The sequence below is a fragment of the Martelella mediterranea DSM 17316 genome (assembly GCF_002043005.1).
GTDB lineage: Bacteria > Pseudomonadota > Alphaproteobacteria > Rhizobiales > Rhizobiaceae > Martelella > Martelella mediterranea.
In genome coordinates this window covers 3,876,894-3,895,252 of the sequence record NZ_CP020330.1, presented here as the reverse complement: position 1 = coordinate 3,895,252, position 18,359 = coordinate 3,876,894, and the positions used below count along the sequence as shown (strand labels likewise).

The window sequence follows — 18,359 nt, the reverse complement described above, 5'->3', positions numbered from 1 at the left end:
GGTGTCGCGCCTCGCCTTTTGCCGCTCGGCGGTCAGCGGCCCCTTACAGGGCTGGTAACGCCGGTTCTCGCGGCGAGCGAGCGCACCTCGCCACGGGCCTGACGAATGATCGTCACCGCGCCCTGCAACGCCAGGACGGCCATCACGGCAGCCACGATTATGTCGGGCCAGCCCGTGCCCGTGCCGAACACCCCGACCGCGGCCGCCAGCACAGCGATGTTGGCCAGCACATCGTTGCGGGAGCAAATCCAGACCGAGCGCATGTTCGCATCGCCGTTGCGCCAGGCATAGAGCAGTGCGAGGCAGACGAGGTTGGCGCCAAGCGCCGCGATACCGACAACGCCCATCGTGCTCCATGACGGGACCGTCCCGGTCAGCGTATGCCAGACAATATTCGCAATGACCCACAAGCCGAAAAGCCCCATCGAGGCTCCCTTGAGCAGCGCGGCGCGGGCGCGCCAGTGCAAGCCCAGGCCCAGCACGAAAAGGCTTATGCCGTAGTTCGCCGCATCGGCAAAAAAGTCGAGCGCATCCGCCTGAAGCGCCGCGGATCCCGCGGCCAGGCCCGCGATGATCTCGATGAGAAACATTGCGGCATTGATCGCCAGCACGATCCAAAGGACCACGCGGTAGCGGCCCATTGCGGTGCGGGAGGAGCAGACGTCATCGGAACAGCAGGGCATCGGCTACAGACTCGCAACTTCAGCTTTCAGGCGATAGGATGCGGTCTATAGTTACTATAGGGTCAAGGGGTCTCATGCCTGTCCGCGCGCTTTCGATTGGCGATCTTGCCCGGGGAACGGGCACCAAGGTCGTCACTAGAGCGTTTCAGTTTTTAATGGAAGCGTATCCAGCATTTGCAAGGTAACTTGCGCACTCTTGCGGTTTGATGGTGGTGACGAGGCGGCCGATGGCCCGCCATGTTTCCTCGACGGTTCGCTTCTGCCCCATACGCATCCAGTGTTTGATCTTGGCGAACGCCTGTTCGATCGGATTGAGATCGGGCGAATAGGGCGGCAGGAACCATAGCCTTGCGCCTGCCGCTTTGATCGCCTTGCGGATCGCGGCTGACTTGTGGCTGCCGAGATTGTCCATGACGACGATATCACCGGGCTTGAGAGTGGGCACGAGGATCTGCTCGACATAGGCTTGGAAGCACTGGCCGTTGATCGGCCCGTCGAAGACGCAAGGGGCCGTCAGCCGGTCGCAGCGCAGCGCGCCGAGAAAGGTCAGGGTTCGCCAATGCCCATGCGGCGCAAAGCCGCGAAGGCGTTTGCCGCGTTTGCCCCATCCCCGAAGCGGGGCCATATTGGTCTTGATCCAGGTTTCATCGATGAACACCAGCCTGCTGGGGTCGAGGCCGGCCTGCAAAGTCTGCCAGCGTTGACGCCGTCTGGCGATGTCGGCGCGCGCCTGCTCAAGGGCGAACAGTGTTTTTTTTGAAGCTGAGACCCTCGCGCCGCAGGAACTTCCAGACCGTATCGTGCGAGACCTTTACGCCACGCGCAGCCAGTTCATCCTTCAGCCCGTGCAGCGTCAGATGCGAGGTCTGGTTGATGCGCTCGATGATGAAGGCCCGGTGCGGTTCCAGTATGCGCTTGCGATGGCCACCCATCTTGCCGGGCGCGACCGAACCTGTCGCCCGGTAGCGCTGCGACCACTTCACTGCAGCAGACACGGAAACCCCAAAGCGGGAAGCGACCGAGCGGCAGCTCTCGCCAGCCTCAATGGCAAGAACCACACGCTTACGAAGATCATTGGAAAGAGGTGCCGTCATCAGATGCTGGCCTCCTGCCCAGCCAGCATCTTGAATCACAAAACCAGCAAAAGGGGAATCCCTTTGATTCCGTCAAACACAGAACCGCTCTATCCGTTATTATGAGAAGATCGGTCTGTTGCCGGAACCGGCGCGCAGTCCGGGCAATTATCGCGTTTACAGCGGCAAAACGCTCGACAGGCTGCACTTCATCCGGCGTTGCCGTGCGCTCGGCTTCACGCTTGACCAGATACGCACGCTTCTCGAACTGTCCTCCGACGCAGAACGCGCCTGTGACGAGGTCGATCGAATAGCGGCCGTGCATCTTGCCGAAGTCGAAGGCAAGATTGCCGATCTCACCCGTCTGGCACAGGAACTGCGCAGCATATCCACATCACGTCAGGGAGGCGGGACAATCTCGAACTGCTGTATCATGGGTGCGCTCTCGCCAGATTCCCGAACGGAATCATGAACGGGCTAAGCGTCTCGATAGCGCTTGGCGTTCCGCAACATAACCGGGTCGGTCAAACCTTTGCCGTCAGCAGTTTCACGCCGGCGAACACGAAGAAGCCGCCCAGAGCCGCCTCCACCACGCGGCGGAAGCGGGTGAGGCCGGCGCGGACCATGGCGCTGGAGAGCAGCAACGCATAGGCGCCGTGGCCGGTGAAAGACATCAGGAACGATCCGGCGACGAACAGCAGGACAATAGGGGCGGGGGCATCGCCAACGCCGCCGACGCCGGCGATCGCCAGCCAGAACATGATCGCCTTGGGGTTCGAGACCTGCAGCAGATAGCCGCCGGCGACCTGCCGCCGGAACGAGCGCAGCCCGGGCACGAGCGGCGAAAGCGGCGGCGGATCGAGCATCTTGCCGAAGGATTTGAACGCCAGGAAGAACAGATAACCGGCACCCGCGAAGCGCACGATCTCCATTGCATGGGCAAGCTCTGCGAAGATGATCGAAAGACCGAGCACGGTGGCGATCGAAAGCGTCATGCTGCCGCAGGCAACCCCCAGCGCCGTCGCCACGGCGGCGCCACGTCCCTGACCCATGGCGACCCCCAGGATCAGCATCACGCTCGGTCCGGGCGACAACACGCCCACCAACAGGATCGACCATGCGAGCATCAGTTGCGGCAGATATTCACTGAGCATGAGACGACGCTTTCAGCTTGCTGCGCCGGCACGGAGGCGGATCGAGACCCCATGCCGTCCTGCGGTTGAAGACGAGGTCAAGTCTACGAACAAATCAAGAACATGGCAAGCGCGAATTTTCGTCGGCTTGCCACGCGCGGTTGCTCCCTCACATCCGCTCGAACTGACCCGGCACGCCATCCACGGAAAACAGCTCGATCTCGAGCATCTCGGTCTCGCCCTCACCGTCGGTAAAGGTCGCCGTCGAGCGTGAGGCGATCGCGGCGTTTTCGGTTTCAATGTCGAAGACGAAGGTGCTGCCGTCCCAGTGTTCCAGGGGAAAGGCCATGTCTTCGGGGCCGGCGTAGAGGGTGAGGCGGCCGGCGGCTTCGCGGATTTCGACTGTGCCGAAATAGGCGTTGGCATAGGTGCCGGTCAGGGTTTCCAAGGCCGGGGCGGGGGCGGCGGCTGCCGGGAAGGGCATGCCCGCGGTATGGCCGAGCGGTTCGTAAAAGCTCATGAACAGAGGGTTATACCCAGAGAACCAGTCGCGCTCGATTGCGCCGGTCTGGGCGATATCGGCGAAGGAGGCGTTGATCGATTCCGGCACGCCGACCGGCGAGGCGTTGGTGAGCGTGACGATGCCGAGATCGAGCGAGGGGATCAGCGTGAAGGCGGTGGCGGTGCCCATGATGAACGCGCCGGAATGACTAAGCACCACGCGGCCGCTGGAGGAAACGCCGGTGTTGAAGCCGTAGCCGTAAAAGCCGGGGCGCTCGTCGGCGACATGCGGCCTGCCGGAAAAGGCCTGCGGGCTGATCGCCGGCATCAGCGCATCGGCGTCGATCAGATCGCCGCCCTCGGCCAGCACCATCTTCATCCACTTCGCCATGTCTTCCACCGAGGCGCTCATGCCGCCCGCCGGCGACTGCGCGTCCGGGTCGCGCTGGAACAGCGGCGCGAAGCTGCCCGAGGGCTGCAGCGCCTGCGGCACGGCGCGGTTGTCGCGCGCCATGAAATCATCGAACCGGGCGCTGGCGGTTGTCATGCCGAGCGGTTCGAGAAGCGATTGCGATACGAGATCGCTCCAGGCCATGCCCGAGGCCTGCGCCACGCCCTCGGCCGCCGCCGTCAGGCCGAAATTGGTATAGCCGTAGCTGGTGCGGAAGGGGGCGAGAGGCAGTTGGGCGAGGCGCTCCAGAATGATCTCCCGGCCGAAGCCGAGATCCTCGAGGTCGTCGCCGGCATGGTCCGGCAGGCCGGAGCGGTGGGAAAACAGGTCGCCAACCGTCAGTTGCGCCGTGATTGCGGGATCGGAAAGCCTGAACCAGGGCAGCAGGTCCTGCATCCGGCTGTCCCAGGAGACCACGCCCTCGCTCACCTGATGGGCAACAACGGTGGCGGCGATCGATTTCGACACGGAGGCAATCTGGAACACGGTTTCGGCGGTCACCGGCGCATCGCCCTCGCCGCGCAGCCCGAAGCCCTTGGCATAGACCGTCTCGCCGTCATGGACGACGGCGACCGCGATGCCGGGGACGCCGCTCCGCTCCTTTATCCCGGCGACGATGCCGTCCAGCGCTTCGACGGCCTTGTCGATCTGGCCGGGCGGAACCGGCAGGGCGGACGTGCGCGAGGGCGGCAGGTCCTCCGCTGCGGCCGTCAGCGGCAGGGCGGCGAGAATGATCGCGACAAGGCGGGTGCGGTTGGACATGCGGCTTTCCCCTTTCGGGGAAAGAGAGCAAGAGGCCGTTGCGACCGTCCCCCTCGGCCGCGCGGCAAAAGCCGACATGCGGCTTTCACTCAATTCGTAATGGCTAATCTTTTCGGAATCAGTCCGGTTTGGCAATTCCGAAGCCGCAAGTTTGGCGCATTTCAGCGGTTTTTCTCAGGAGGTCGTGCCGGCGTCCCGCTTTCTCAACTCGTCGCGGATTTCAAGCAGCACCTGAAGTTCGCTCGGGCCGGGCGGCGGATCGGCCACGGCGGCCTGCTCCTCGGCGGCCTTCCTGTGGGCCTCGGCGGCCGCGCGCATGCGGTTGATCGCCTTGACCAGCATGAACACGACGAAGGCGATGATCATGAAGTTGATGACCGCGGTGATGAAGGCGCCATAGGCGAAGATCGCGGCTCCTTCCTCGCGCGCGGCCGCAAGGCTCGCGCCATCCGGCACGCTGCCGCTCAGAACCACATACATGTCCGAGAAATCGATGCCGCCGACGATCAGGCCGATGACCGGGTCGATCAGGTCGGAGACCACCGAGCGGACGATCGCGGTAAAGGCGGCCCCCACGATAATGCCGACCGCCATATCGACGACATTGCCTCTTGCGATGAAATCACGGAATTCTTTCAGCATGCGTTCTGACCCCTTCTCTGGCGATGCGAAAGCGCATCGCATTGATAATCGTCAGGAAACTTAGCGCAGGGACGCGCCGGCTTCTACATGGGGCGGGCGAAAAATACGGAACGGCGTGACGGGCTAGGCTTCGAAATCGCCTGGGTCGGCGCGTTCCCAGCCTTGGCCGGTCAGATGTTCCTGGGGCTGGAAGCGCTTCTTGTAGTCCATCTTCCGCGAGCCCTTCACCCAATAGCCGAGATAGACATAGGGAAGGCCCATCGTCCGGGCGCGCGCCACATGGTCGATGATCATGAAGCTGCCGAGCGAGCGCTTCACATAGGCCGGGTTGAAGAAGGAATAGACCATGGACAGGCCATCGACCATGAAATCGGACAGCGCAACGGCCACCAGTTCGCCCTCTTCCTCCAAAAGGCCGGTCGCCACGCGATACTCGATCAGGCGGGTCTCCACATGGGTTTCCTCCACCATCACCTTGTAATCGTCGAGGCTCATATCGGCCATGCCGCCGCGCTGGTGGCGGCTGTCGAGATAGGTGCGGAACAGGTCGAATTGTTCGGCGGTGGCATAGGCCGGGCGTTCGACGCCGACGAGATCGGCGTTCCTTGCCTGTATCCGGCGCAGCGAGCGGCCGAGGAGGAATTCACCGGCGACGATGCGTACCGAAACGCAGGCGCGACAGTGCTCGCAAGCCGGGCGATAGGCGATGTTCTGCGAGCGCCGGAACCCGCCCTGGGTCAAAAGGTCGTTCATCTCGCCGGCGCGGGGGCCGACGAGATGGGTGAACACCTTGCGCTCACGCTCCGCCTCCAGATAGGGGCATTGCGCCGGCGCGGTCAGATAGAACTGTGGCGACTGAGTGGTCTGCGTATTCATGCCCGGCGCACCATGCAACGAAACTTGATCACAGGATGGCGCAATTCACGGGAACGTCAACCTTTCTGATGTGCGGGATGAGCGTTTCCCGCAGTTCAGTAGCGCGCTTCCTCGCGCACCACGACCGCGCCGATCAGGAAATCATGCAGCAGGCGCTTGCGGTCGGTGAACAGGCCGACCAGCAGGATCAGCGGCGTCAGGAGCGAGTTGAACAGCCAGAACAGCGCCAGATGCACCAGCGCGGTCAGGAAATCGATCCTCAGCCCATCGGTGCGCAGCATTCTGAGACCCATCGCCCGCATGCCGGGGGAGGCCTGGGCGGAGCCACCGAGGCTGAAGCCGAAATAAAGCGCCGCCACGATGAAATAGAGCACCGGATAGAGGAAGAAGGCGAGGCCGAGCGTGGCGATACCGACGAAGAACAGCAGAACGGCGGCCGGCACCCAGAGAATGGCGATCACGATATAATCGAAGATGAATGCCAGAACGCGCCGCGACAGCACGCCGGAATAGGCGTCGCTGGCCGGCGGGGCCGAATAGGTCATGTTGCGTTCGAGGCTCATCGTTGTCTCCGTTGTCAATCGTGGTTCCAAACCCGATGTGGGTATTGGCTGGGGGAATGCAATAATTCAGCCCCTCGAGACTATGATTTCGCCAGCTTTTGCGCGACCTCGATCGCGAAATAGGTCAAAATTCCGTCGCAGCCGGCGCGCTTGAACGACAGCAGCGTTTCCATCATCACCCTCTCGCCGTCGATCGCTCCGCGTTCCGCGGCCATCTTGATCATCGCGTATTCGCCGGAGACCTGATAGGCGAACACCGGCAGGCCGAAGGCCTCCTTGATGCGCCAGCAGATGTCGAGATAGGGCAGGCCGGGCTTGACCATCAGCATGTCGGCGCCTTCCTCTACATCGAGCGCTGCATCGCGCAGCGCCTCGGTACCGTTGGCGGTGTCGATGTAGTAGCTCGCCTTGTCGCCCTTCAGCAGTCCCTTGGTCGAGATCGCCTCGCGGTAGGGGCCGTAGAAGCCGGAGGAGAACTTCGTCGCATACGACATGATCCCGACATCCTGGAAGCCCGCCATGTCGAGGCGCTCGCGGATCGCGCCGATGCGCCCATCCATCATTTCCGAAGGCGCGATGATATCAGCGCCGGCCTCGGCCTGGGCGACGGCTGCCTCGCAGATATGGTCGACGGTCGCGTCGTTGACGATTTCGTCGCCGGTGAGGATGCCGTCATGGCCGTGGCTGGTGAACGGGTCGAGCGCGACATCGGTGATCACCCCAAGCGAGGGCGCGGCCTTCTTCAGCGCCCGCGTGGCGCGGTTGATGAGATTGTCGGGGTTGAGGATTTCCGACCCCGACATGTCGCGCTTTTCGAGCTCGATATTGGGGAAGGTGGCGATCGCGGGGATGCCGAGACCCTCGGCCTTCTTCGCCGCCTCCGCCAGCCGGTCGACGCTCATGCGGCTGACGCCGGGCATGGCCGGGATCGGTTCCTCGATATTGTCACCGGGAATCACGAAGACCGGCCAGATCAGATCGTCGACCGTGAGCCTGTTTTCGCGCACCAGCCGGCGGGTCCATTCGGCCTTGCGGATGCGGCGCATGCGGCGGTGACCGGTGATCCTGTCCACGAGATGGGTCTTGTCGTTCGGCTCGCTCATCGTCTTCTCCGGCGCTGCTTCGTTCAGGTCGGCTTGTAGCATGTCGCACCGCCCGGACAAACACGCCATTTTGTCGCTTTGGCGCGTTGCGTCAGGGTTTGTAACTTCGATTTTTGCAGCGTATAAGGCGGCGATGAATTCCGAGCAGACACGTCCGCCACAACCCAGTTTTTCGCAGATGGCCTTCATGGTCTTCAAGCGCTGCGTGGCCGCGTTCTTGATGGCGGTCGCGCTTTACAACTGGGCCGAGCTGATCGGCCTTGCCGGCACGGGACGGTTCGATCTGGTCAGTTCCAACGAACGCATCGTCGAGGTCGTGCTCGCGGTTGCCTATCCCGCCGCCGCGGCCGGTCTGTGGTTCGGCGTCGGCTGGGGGCTCGTGCTTTGGGCCATCGGGGCGGCCGTCGAAATGTTCCTGGTCGGGGCCGCCGCCGCGCTTGTCGGCATTCACGTTTTGTTGTTTGGCCTCTACGCCGCTTTCTGGATTTACCTTGCCTTCATTCGTCGGCGCTAGAATCTGCCGGAAAATGCCGTCGGTATCGATTTGAAACCCGACAACAATTGGCCATATTGATGTGCAAGGCACATCCATAGAGGCGTCCTCGACGCCCGCGGGACAGAAGAGAACTGGATTCTATGACAAAAGACCTGAACAAGACCGTCAGGACCGTGTCGCGACGCGGTTTCATCGCCGCCGCTGCGGGCGCTGTGGCGCTGCCAAAGCTTGCCGCCGCGCAATCGGCCGTCGACGCTTTGATCAACACGCCCGGCCGCGGCAAATGGGACGAGCAGTTTGACGCCGTAACCTCGCGCGCGCAGGCCGCCGTCAGCTCCAACCAGCCGATCCTCAGCCCCAACGCGCCGATGAACATCATGCAGGCGATGGCGGAGTACCAGCGGATCAATGCCAATGGCGGCTGGCCGGAAGTGCATCCCAATGTGCCGCTCCAGTTCGGCGTCTACGATCCGTCGGTGCGCCAGTTGCGCCAGCGCCTGATCGTCTCCGGCGACCTGCCGCAGGAAGCGGGCATCTCCGATTCCTACGATTCCTATGTGCAGGGCGCGGTGAGGCGGTTCCAGGCCCGTCACGGCCTCGCCGAAACCGGCTATATCGATGAATACACGCTGAAGGCGCTCAATGTCAGCGCCGCCGTGCGTCTCGCCCAGCTCGAAACCAATCTGACGCGCGTCGAGGATCTCGGTTCCGATCTCGGCCAGCGCTACGTTCTGGTCAACATTCCGGCAGCTTATTGCGAAGCGGTGGAAGACAATGCCGTGGCACTGCGCAATGTCGCTATTGTCGGTCGCCCCTCGCGACCGACGCCGCTGTTGAATTCGAAGATCTTCGAGATCATCTTCAATCCGCCCTGGACCGTGCCGCGCTCGATCATCCAGAAGGATATCATGCCGCTGATGCGCGAGGACCCGAACTATCTGGTCGACAACAAGATCCGGCTCTATGACAACAAGGGCCAGGAAGTCGATCCGCTGACGGTGGACTGGAACGCCGAGAAGGCCCCCAACCTGACCTTCCGTCAGGATCCGGGCCCCAACAGCGCCATGGCCTCGACCAAGATCAACTTCCACAACAAGCATGCTGTCTACATGCACGACACGCCCAGCCAGTCGCTGTTCAACGACATTCTGCGCTTCGAATCATCGGGCTGCGTGCGCATCGAGAACGTCCGCGACCTCGACGTATGGCTGCTGAAGAACACCCCCGGCTGGAACCGCCAGAAGATCGAGGAAACGATCCACGCCGGGATCTCCACCCCGGTGAACCTCGCCGATCCGGTGCCGAACCACTTCGTCTATATCACCGCTTGGTCGACGAAGGACGGAATCGTGCAGTTCCGCGACGACATCTACAATCTCGACGGCGCGCCGGAACTGGCGCTGCAGACCACGACCGGCATCGAATAGGCGTTTCCGCCCGTCCGACGTTTTCGGCTTCCAAAATGCCGCCGCTGAGCAATGCTTGGCGGCGGCATTCGTCTATTGCACGTTTTGAAGGCCGGCGTTAGAACGCAAGCGCCTTTACGGAATGCTTCCGCGATAAACCCTGAGGAGCCCGCGATGACCAGTCAGACCGCGTTTACCGAGAACTTCTTCAACCGTTCGCTTGCCGACACCGATCCCGATATCTTCGATGCGATCGGCAAGGAACTCGGTCGTCAGCGTCACGAGATCGAGCTGATCGCGTCGGAAAACATCGTTTCGCGCGCCGTGCTCGAGGCTCAGGGCTCGATCATGACCAACAAATATGCCGAGGGTTATCCGGGCAAGCGCTATTACGGCGGCTGCCAGTTCGTCGATATCGCCGAGGAACTCGCGATCGAGCGCGCCAAGAAGCTGTTCGGCGTCGAATATGTCAACGTCCAGCCGAACTCCGGCTCGCAGATGAACCAGGCCGTGTTCCTGGCGCTGTTGCAGCCGGGCGACACTTTCATGGGTCTCGACCTCAATTCGGGCGGGCACCTGACCCATGGTTCGCCGGTCAACATGTCGGGCAAATGGTTCAACGTGGTCTCCTACGGCGTTTCCAGGGAAGACAACCGCATCGACATGGATGAAGTCGCGGCGAAGGCCGAGGAGCATCGCCCGAAGCTGATCATCGCAGGCGGCACGGCCTATTCGCGCATCTGGGACTGGAAGCGTTTCCGCGAGATCGCCGATTCGATCGGCGCCTATCTGATGGTCGATATGGCCCATATCGCCGGTCTGGTCGCAGGCGGCGTGCATCCGTCTCCGTGTCCGCATGCCCATGTGGTCACCACCACCACCCACAAGTCTTTGCGCGGCCCGCGCGGCGGCGTGGTCATGACCAATGACGCCGACATCGCCAAGAAGGTCAATTCGGCCGTGTTCCCCGGCCTTCAGGGCGGCCCGCTGATGCACATCATCGCGGCCAAGGCGGTTGCCTTCGGCGAGGCGCTCCAGCCGGAGTTCAAGCAATATGCCGAGCAGGTGGTGAAGAACGCCCGTGCGCTGGCCGGCTCGCTGATGGAAGGTGGCCTCGATGTCGTCTCGGGCGGCACCGACAACCATTCCATGCTGGTCGACCTGCGCAAGAAGAACGCCACCGGCAAGCGCGCCGAGGCAGCCCTTGGCCGCGCCTACATCACATGCAACAAGAATGGCATCCCCTTCGATCCGGAAAAGCCGTTCGTGACCTCGGGCGTCCGTCTCGGCACCCCGGCCGGCACCACGCGCGGCTTCACCGAGAAGGAATTCACCGAGATCGGTTCGCTGATCGTCGAGGTGCTCGACGGGCTGAAGCAGGTCAATTCCGACGAGGGCAATGCCGCTGTCGAGGCGGCGGTGCGCGACAAGGTGGTGAACCTCACCGAGCGCTTCCCGATGTATGGCTATATGGGCTGATGCGCTGCCCGTTCTGCAATTCGCCTGATACCCAGGTCAAGGATTCGCGCCCGGCGGAGGACAATACGTCCATCCGCCGCAGGCGCGTCTGTCCGGATTGCGGCGGGCGCTTCACCACGTTCGAGCGCGTGCAGCTGCGCGAACTCGTCGTGGTCAAGAAGAACGGCCGCAAGGTGCCGTTCGACCGCGACAAGCTGGTGCGCTCCTTCGAGATCGCGCTTCGCAAGCGCCCGGTCGAGCGCGAGCGGATCGAGCGGGCCGTCTCCGGCATCGTCCGGCGTCTGGAAAGCTCGGGCGAGCCGGAGGTGCAGTCGGAGGAAATCGGCCTTCTGGTGCTGGAAGCGCTGAAGAACCTCGACGACGTCGCCTTCGTGCGCTTCGCCTCGGTCTATCGCGATTTCTCCACCACGGAGGATTTCGAGGAGATCATCACCGAGTTCTCGGCCAAGATCGCCCGCGAAACCGGCGTCCAGCACGACTGAATTTCAGCAAAACACTTGCAAGCCGCTCGCCCGCATGGTTTAGCGGCACAACGAGCGCTGTCGCGCAAAATTACTGACCGCATCCTGACCGGATTGCGAGGAGCATCATGACCACGGAAAAGACCGCCAATCAGCGGGGCGCAGCACGCCTCGCCGCCGTTCAGGCCCTCTATCAGATGGATATCGGCGGAACCGCGCTTGCCGATGTGCTGGCCGAATACGAGGTCTACCGCCTCGGCAAGGAAGTTGACGGCGACACCTATCTGAAGGCCGATCCGGCCTGGTTCCGCGCGATCGTCACCGGCGTCGTGAAGGACCAGAAGACTCTCGACCCGATGATCGCCGGCGCGATCTCCGAGGGCTGGACGCTGTCGCGGCTCGATTCGACACTGCGCGCCATCCTGCGCGCGGGCGTTCTGGAAATCGTCTCCAAGCCCGATGTGCCCACCGCCGTCATCGTCACCGAATATGTCGAGATCGCCACCGCCTTTTTCGAAGGCGAGGAGGGCAAGCTCGTTCACGCGGTGCTGGACCGCATCGCCCGGCGCGAACGCGGCCAGCCCAAGGGCAACTGATCCCTGACGGGCGGCGTATGTGTGAAGACGCCGCCGCAAAGCCCCCCAATCTTCTCGCCCCGGAGGGGAGAGATGTCGCGAAAGCGACAGTGAGGGGGGAGAATGTCCCCGCGAACGCCCTCACAATTTGAAATGCCGCGCCACCCTCACTGCCCCTTTCGGGGCATCTCTCCCGCCAGCGGGAGAGAGTATTGGGAGCAAGGTTGAGGTCCCGAATTCAATCGCTGGCACCATTTGCCGGGCCGGCACTATTACTCCCCAAGCGCAATGCCTTCGCGTCTCGGGTCCGCTCCGCCGTAGAGCATGCCATCCTTGATGGCGATCGCCTGCAGGCCGGAGGTTTGCGGACCGATCTTCACCTTGAACCCCATCGCTTCCAGCGGCGCTGCCATGGCTTCCGCACTGGTTCCCGCCTCGATATCATAAGTGCCGAAGCGGTTCAGCAGATGCGGCATGGCGACGGCCTCCTGCACGTTCATGTCCCAATCGAGATAGGCGATCACGGCTTGCGCGACATAGCCGATGATCGAACTGCCGCCCGGCGAGCCGATGACCAAAACCGGCTTGCCGTCCTTCATCACGATGGTCGGCGCCATTGACGAGCGCGGCCGCTTGCCGGGTTCGACGCGGTTGGCGATCGGATAGCCGGCCTCGTCATGGGTGGCGAAGGAGAAGTCGGTGAGCTCGTTGTTCAGCAGAAAGCCCGACTTCGTCATCAGCCGGCTGCCGAAGCCGTTTTCGATGGTGGAGGTCATCGAAAGCGCGTTGCCATCGGCATCGACAATCACGATCTGGGTGGTGGACGGCAGTTCGATCGCCGTCCCGTCGCCATAGCGGATCATAGCGTGATCCCAGGCGGGAAGGCCGGGCTCCACGGTCTCCAGCGCGTGGTCGCCGTCAAGCAGTTTCGCGCGCATCCCCAGATAGTCCGGAGCGACCAGCCCGTTCAGCGGCATCGGTACGAAATCGGTGTCGGCCATGTAACGGCCGCGATCGGCGAAGGCGAGGCGCGAGGCATCGCCGATCAGCCGCCAACTTTCCGGATTGTCAGGCCCGAGCGATGCGAGGTCCTTCTCGGCAGTGAGGCCGAGGATCTGGCCGACGGTAAGCGCGCCGGAGGAGGGCGGCCCCATGCCGCAGACGTCGTAGCCGTGATAGGCCACGCACACCGGATCGCGTTCGATCACCCGATAGGCGGCGAGATCCTCCAGCGCCAGCAGGCCGGGGTTGCCTTCGGCCTGTTGTGCGGTGCCGACGATATCCTTAGCGATTGCGCCGGAATAGAAAGCGTCAGCGCCATCTGCCGCGAGTGCCGTCAGCGTTTCGGCATAGGCCGGGTTCTGGAGCTGATCGCCGGCGGCAAGCGGTTCACCGCCGGGCAGGAAATAATCGGCGGTGGTGGTGAATCGGCCAAGCCGTTCGCTGTCCTCGGCGATCTGTCCGGCAAGGCGGGGCGAAACGGCAAAGCCACCCGAGGCGAGCGCGATCGCATCATCGAACAGGCCGGCCCAGTCGAGCTTGCCCCAGCGCTCATGCGCCGCCTCCATCAGCATCGGCGTTCCGGGCGTGCCGACCGAGCGGCCGCCGACCACGGCATCATAGAACTGAAGCGGTTCGCCATTGTCATCGAGAAACAGTTTCGGCGTCGCCGCGCGCGGCGCGGTCTCGCGGCCGTCCAGCGTCGTCAGCCGGTTTTCCGCGGCATCGTACCAGACCAGAAACGCACCGCCGCCCATGCCGGAGGATTGCGGCTCGACGAGGCCGAGAACCGCCTGCACCGCCACCATGGCGTCGGCGGCGCTGCCGCCCTCGGCGAGCACCCGCGCGCCGGCTTCCACGGCAAGCGGATTGGCGGCGGCAACCATCCATTTCTCGGCCTCGACGGGCCGGCCTTCGGCCTTGGCGGCAAGGGCGGCTTCGACCTCGGGCGAGGCGGCGGAAAAGCCGGGTTCCACCGTGCCGATTTCCGGGGCCACGGCGTCGGCGGCCTGCTGGGCCGCGGCTGGAACGGAAAGCAACGCCACGAAAGCGCTGCCCGCGATTAATCTCATCATTCCCCTGTCTCCTCTTTCTGCGCTTGATGCGCGCGAGCTTGAGCAGAGTGCGCCAGAAATACTCGGCCGCGTCAAGGAAGGCTGCGGCAAAGCGGGAACTTATAGAGCCGTTCGGCTGTTATGGGAGTGATAGTTCTCCAGAGGTTTTCCTCCATGTCCTCCAAAATCGCGATCATCGGCTCCGGTCCCACCGGGATCTACACGCTCAAGGGGCTGATCGGCGAGCATGCGCCGCTCGAGATCACGATTTTCGAGCGCGAGGATATGCCGGGCAAGGGCATGCCCTACCAGCCGCACATCAATGACCGGGCGATGCTCTCCAACATCGCCAGTATCGAAATCCCGCCGATCTGCGAGAGCCTGACCGCGTGGTTACGCCGCCAGAACGACGCGACGCTGCAGGAATTCGGCATCGCCCGCGATGCAATTGCCGAACGCACCTTCTACACCCGCGTGGTGCTGGGCGAATATCTTCAGGCGCAGTTTTATGGGCTCGTTCAACAGGGGCGCGAGAATGGCCACAGGATCGCGGTGAAGGCCGCGCATCGCGTGTCCGACATCGCGCTGACGCGCGACGATATCGAACTGACGGTGGAAACGCCGGCAGGCGACTACGAAAAGGCGGTCTTCGATCATGTGGTGCTGGCAACGGGCCATGACTGGCCGGAGGCGACTGAAACCCGTCCGGGCTATTTCGTCTCGCCCTGGCCCGCGCCGGCACTGAAGTCGATCCCGCCCTCGAAGGTCGGCATACTCGGCACCTCGCTCAGCGGCATCGACGCGCTGATCACGGTCGCGACCGCCCATGGCGGGTTTCTGCTCGATGATCAGGGCGATCTGCAGTACCATCCACATACCGATACGAAGGACTTCAACGCGACGATGATGTCGCGCAAGGGCATTCTGCCGGAGGCGGATTTCTACTGCGAAATCCCCTATCGCCCGCTGGTCTTTTGCACCGAGGAGGCGATCGAACGGCTGATCGCCACCCATGAACACGGGCTGCTCGACGCCATTTTCGCGCTTTTCAGGCAAGAGCTGGCACTGGCCGATCCCGATTACGCCGCCCGCATCGGCCTTTCCATGCTGTCGGTCGAGACGCTGGCGTCGGCCTATTTCAATGAACGTCAGTCCGCCGATCCGTTTGTCTTTGCCGCGCGCAACCTCGCCGAGGCGGAGATGAACCAGAAGCGCCGGCACACCGTCGAATGGCGCTACGCGATCTTGCGCATGCATGAGGTGATCGCCCGTGCGATCCCGCACCTGGACGCCGCAGACCTCGAACGGTTTCACAAGCATTTCAAGACCGTGTTCGTCGATGACTATGCCACGGTGCCACATGATTCGATCCGCAGGCTGCTGGCGTTGTACCGCGCCGGCAAGCTTTCTGTGAAAGCCATCGGCGACGATGCTGAGATCGACAATGAGAGCGTTCAGCGCGGCGCCGTCGTGCGTTTTGCGGGGCAGGAACTGCGCTTCGATGCCTTCATCGACGCCACCGGCCAGAGTTCGCTTTCCGCCCGCGATCTGCCGTTCCCGACGTTGCTCGGGCAGGGCGTGGTCAGTCCGGCCTCGACGCGGGGCAGTCTTATGGCTGACGGGATGGTGCGCACCGGTGGCGTCGATCTCGATGCGGCCTTCCGCCCGATCTTCACCGAAAACCTTTCCCGCAACCTCTATTGCGGCTCGATCTCCTTCCTGCTGCACAAGCTGCCCTTCGTGCAGGGCATCACGTCCGCGCGCGACATCGGCGATGTGATTTCAGCCGCGATCCTCGAAAGCGAAGGCGAACTGACGGCCGCCTGACGGGCTCAGGCGGCGCGGCTGGCGATGTCGCCGGTGGAAATGAAGCCGGGCTCCTCGATCGTGCAGTAGATGCCGAAATTGCGCCGGTTGTGGCGCAGGAGCGAGCGCAGGATATCGGCGTTTTCGGCAATGTCCGGCTGCGGCGCGATGGTCATGCCGCAGCGGCGGGTTTCCTCGAAACCGACGATCAGCGCCTGTCCGAGTTGCAGCCTTTGCGTAACCCATTCCTTCTCCGGAAATCCCGCAAGACCGGGCGTCTTCAGCACCACATTTGGACGGAACCGCCGGCTTGAGACTTCGTCAGTCCCGGCAAGGGTGGCAAGGTGTTTCAGACCGTCGGTGGTGACAAGATGGATCGGCGAGGGGAGGTAGCGGTTGACGGCAACCGGGCCGGTATCGTCGGCGTTGCGGGCGTAGGGACGCACGTCGACGGCGAAGCCGAAATGGGTGGCGAGCCTTTCCGCAAGACCCGCGTCGTCCACGCCCGTCCATCCACCATCGGGAAAGCCGATCTCCGGGCGGTTGTCCTCGCCAAGGCGGGCGCTGAGAAACAGCGCCGGCCGCCAGCGCAATTCCTTCTCGGGGGCCGCGGGCGCGCCGGTTTCGGCATCGCAGATGCACCAGGCGCGATCGAAGGCAATGCCGTCGCTGCCGAGCACGGCGGAGGTCAATCGCTCCCCGCCCAGCGAACTGACGGGATAGCGCCAGATTTCAATGATTTCGCCGAGCGGCTCCATTCCGACCTCCTGACCATATTCCGGAATCTGTTTGATTCCGATCGGTTCGTCCATGCCTCAAATCTTCACCGCCCGTTTGACCGCCGCATCGATCAGTTCGATCCCGCGCGGTATATCGGCGGAATCGATCGAGCCGTAGCCGAGCCGGAACAGCGGACAGGGCTCCGGCGGGTTTTCGAAGAACACAGCGCCGGGTTCGATCAGCACGCCGTCCGCCTTCAACTCCTCGGCGAGCCTCGCGCTGTCGAGCCCGTCGGGGCCTCTGAGCCATACGCTCGCGCCGCCGGCCACCGCCGCGCTTTCAAGCGTCAGGCAGCTTCTGGCCAGCGCCTGATCCAGCACCGCGCGCCGCTTCACCATCGCGCCACGCAGCCGCACGATGTGGGCGTCATAATGGCCGAGCGCCAGAAAATAGGCTGTGATGCGCTGCAGATGGCCGGGCGGGTGGCGCAGCAGCATTGTCCTCAGCTCGCGCGCCTTGGCGATCAGCGGGGCGGGCGCCACCAGATAGCCGATCCTGAGACCCGGAAACAGCGATTTCGAGAAACTGCCGATATAGAGAACGCGGCCCTCGGTATCGAGCGATTTCAGCGCCGGGGCGGAGGGGCCGAGATAGGACATCTCGAAATCGTAATCATCCTCGACGATCACGAAATCCTTGGCGGCTGCGCGGTTCAGCAGTTCCTGCCGGCGACCGAGCGGCATGGTCGAGCCGGTGGGGATGTGATGGCTTGGCGTGATCATCACCAGCCTTGTATCGTCCGGCAGGGTTTGCGGGTTCAGCCCCAGCCCGTCGACAGGCAGGAAGGTGACCGGGCTTTGCGAGCGGCGCAGCGTCTCGGCGATATCGGGATAGCCCGGCTCCTCGGTGACGGACGGCCGGTCGGCGCGGCACAGAAGCTCCACCGCGATATAGAGCGCGTTCTGCGCGCCGAGCGTGACCAGCACCTCATCCGGCCGGGCATGGATGCCGCGCCGGGGCAGGGTGTTGGAGCAGATATAGTCGATCAGTAGCGGATCGTCGCTGCCGTAGCGATCGGTGGAAAGATCGCCGAAATCACGGCTGCCGAGCGCACGGCGGGCGCAATCGCGCCAGGCGTAATGGTCGAAAAGGCGTGGGTCGGGCTGGCCGTAGATGAAGGGATAGCGATAGCTGCGCCAATCCGTCGGCTTGCGGATCACCCGCCTGGGCGGCGGATGGTCGGCAAGCCATCGCGACCAGTCAAGCGATGTGTCGCCCGCCGCCATGCCGGCGACCGTCAACCCCCGGTGCGGGGCGGTTGCCGCGACCGCGACGCCCGAGCGCGGCAGGGTTTCGAGATAGCCCTGGCCGACAAGTTCCTGATAGACCAGCGTCACCGTCATGCGCGACAGGCCCAGCGCTTCGGCGAGTTTCCGGCTTGACGGCAGGCGGGTGCCGGGCCGCGCGCCGCTTTCCAGAATGGCGCGCACCAGCGCGGCCGCAAGCCGGCCCTGCAGGGTCGGCGCGTCGGCGGCGCGCAGGAAAATGCTCTCGGCTGCGATTGTGCTTTTCATC

Annotated in this window: 18 protein-coding genes; 7 read left to right on the top strand and 11 right to left on the bottom strand. The window is 63.4% G+C overall.

What is annotated here, in order from left to right; genetic code table 11:
- Positions 1-32: 32 nt before the first annotated feature.
- Both Mame_RS18130 and Mame_RS18125 read right to left on the bottom strand, forming a co-directional pair.
- Positions 33-683, bottom strand: a complete 651-nt coding sequence (locus Mame_RS18130; protein WP_018067633.1) for a cation efflux transmembrane domain-containing protein — start codon at positions 681-683, stop codon at positions 33-35.
- Positions 684-828: 145 nt separating this feature from the next.
- A protein-coding gene (locus Mame_RS18125; protein WP_155122056.1) for an IS630 family transposase occupies positions 829-1,777 on the bottom strand; the annotation gives its coding sequence in 2 pieces (ribosomal slippage) (positions 829-1,440 and positions 1,442-1,777; 948 coding nt in all).
- 118 nt (positions 1,778-1,895) lie between these two features.
- On the opposite strand from Mame_RS18125, the gene Mame_RS18120 reads away from it, so the two are divergent.
- Complete coding sequence (locus tag Mame_RS18120) at positions 1,896-2,228, top strand: MerR family DNA-binding protein (RefSeq protein ID WP_018067654.1); 333 nt, start codon at positions 1,896-1,898, stop codon at positions 2,226-2,228.
- A 52-nt stretch (positions 2,229-2,280) separates the two neighbouring features.
- Here Mame_RS18120 and Mame_RS18115 read toward each other — a convergent pair whose 3' ends face one another.
- The 6 genes from Mame_RS18115 to hemB all read right to left on the bottom strand — a co-directional run bounded on the left by Mame_RS18115 (position 2,281) and on the right by hemB (position 7,787).
- On the bottom strand, positions 2,281-2,910 hold the full coding sequence (locus tag Mame_RS18115) for a LysE family translocator (protein WP_018067655.1): 630 nt from the start codon (positions 2,908-2,910) through the stop codon (positions 2,281-2,283).
- A gap of 148 nt (positions 2,911-3,058) precedes the next feature.
- Entirely contained in the window at positions 3,059-4,603 is a 1,545-nt protein-coding gene (locus Mame_RS18110) for a serine hydrolase (protein ID WP_018067656.1), read from the bottom strand.
- A 174-nt stretch (positions 4,604-4,777) separates the two neighbouring features.
- Entirely contained in the window at positions 4,778-5,245 is a 468-nt protein-coding gene (mscL, locus tag Mame_RS18105; RefSeq protein WP_018067657.1) for a large conductance mechanosensitive channel protein MscL, read from the bottom strand.
- A 123-nt stretch (positions 5,246-5,368) separates the two neighbouring features.
- Positions 5,369-6,121: an arginyltransferase gene (locus tag Mame_RS18100; RefSeq protein WP_018067658.1), complete on the bottom strand. Its 753-nt coding sequence runs from the start codon at positions 6,119-6,121 to the stop codon at positions 5,369-5,371.
- 95 nt (positions 6,122-6,216) lie between these two features.
- Positions 6,217-6,684 carry an RDD family protein gene (locus Mame_RS18095; RefSeq protein WP_018067659.1) on the bottom strand — a complete coding sequence of 156 codons (468 nt, stop codon included), beginning with the start codon at positions 6,682-6,684 and terminating at the stop codon, positions 6,217-6,219.
- 80 nt (positions 6,685-6,764) lie between these two features.
- Positions 6,765-7,787: a porphobilinogen synthase gene (hemB, locus tag Mame_RS18090; RefSeq protein ID WP_018067660.1), complete on the bottom strand. Its 1,023-nt coding sequence runs from the start codon at positions 7,785-7,787 to the stop codon at positions 6,765-6,767.
- Between hemB and Mame_RS26770 the strand changes: the two genes are divergently transcribed.
- The 5 genes from Mame_RS26770 (at position 7,768) to nusB (ending at position 12,225) form a co-directional block, all read left to right on the top strand.
- Entirely contained in the window at positions 7,768-8,301 is a 534-nt protein-coding gene (locus Mame_RS26770) for a DUF6163 family protein (protein ID WP_155122144.1), read from the top strand. The genes hemB and Mame_RS26770 overlap by 20 nt on opposite strands.
- Positions 8,302-8,423: 122 nt before the next feature.
- Positions 8,424-9,710 carry a L,D-transpeptidase family protein gene (locus Mame_RS18080; RefSeq protein ID WP_018067662.1) on the top strand — a complete coding sequence of 429 codons (1,287 nt, stop codon included), beginning with the start codon at positions 8,424-8,426 and terminating at the stop codon, positions 9,708-9,710.
- 153 nt (positions 9,711-9,863) lie between these two features.
- On the top strand, positions 9,864-11,168 hold the full coding sequence (gene glyA, locus Mame_RS18075; RefSeq protein ID WP_018067663.1) for a serine hydroxymethyltransferase: 1,305 nt from the start codon (positions 9,864-9,866) through the stop codon (positions 11,166-11,168).
- Positions 11,168-11,650: a transcriptional regulator NrdR gene (gene nrdR / locus Mame_RS18070; protein ID WP_018067664.1), complete on the top strand. Its 483-nt coding sequence runs from the start codon at positions 11,168-11,170 to the stop codon at positions 11,648-11,650. The genes glyA and nrdR overlap by 1 nt, the downstream gene beginning before the upstream one ends.
- A 107-nt stretch (positions 11,651-11,757) precedes the next feature.
- Positions 11,758-12,225: a transcription antitermination factor NusB gene (nusB, locus tag Mame_RS18065; protein ID WP_018067665.1), complete on the top strand. Its 468-nt coding sequence runs from the start codon at positions 11,758-11,760 to the stop codon at positions 12,223-12,225.
- 251 nt (positions 12,226-12,476) lie between these two features.
- Here the strand turns inward: nusB and ggt are convergent, their stop codons facing one another.
- Positions 12,477-14,279, bottom strand: coding sequence for a gamma-glutamyltransferase (gene ggt / locus Mame_RS18060; RefSeq protein WP_018067666.1), 1,803 nt, complete (start codon positions 14,277-14,279; stop codon positions 12,477-12,479).
- A 153-nt stretch (positions 14,280-14,432) separates the two neighbouring features.
- Between ggt and Mame_RS18055 the strand changes: the two genes are divergently transcribed.
- Positions 14,433-16,085 (top strand): FAD/NAD(P)-binding protein, encoded by a 1,653-nt coding sequence (locus Mame_RS18055; protein ID WP_018067667.1) that lies wholly within the window; start codon positions 14,433-14,435, stop codon positions 16,083-16,085.
- A 5-nt stretch (positions 16,086-16,090) separates the two neighbouring features.
- Here the strand turns inward: Mame_RS18055 and Mame_RS18050 are convergent, their stop codons facing one another.
- Together Mame_RS18050 and pdxR are read right to left on the bottom strand one after the other, a co-directional pair.
- The gene (locus Mame_RS18050; RefSeq protein WP_018067668.1) at positions 16,091-16,876 is read right to left on the bottom strand and encodes an MOSC domain-containing protein; all 786 of its coding nucleotides are present in this window, start codon (positions 16,874-16,876) and stop codon (positions 16,091-16,093) included.
- 3 nt (positions 16,877-16,879) lie between these two features.
- Positions 16,880-18,358: a MocR-like pyridoxine biosynthesis transcription factor PdxR gene (gene pdxR / locus Mame_RS18045; protein WP_018067669.1), complete on the bottom strand. Its 1,479-nt coding sequence runs from the start codon at positions 18,356-18,358 to the stop codon at positions 16,880-16,882.
- Between the last annotated feature and the right edge of the window lies 1 nt (position 18,359).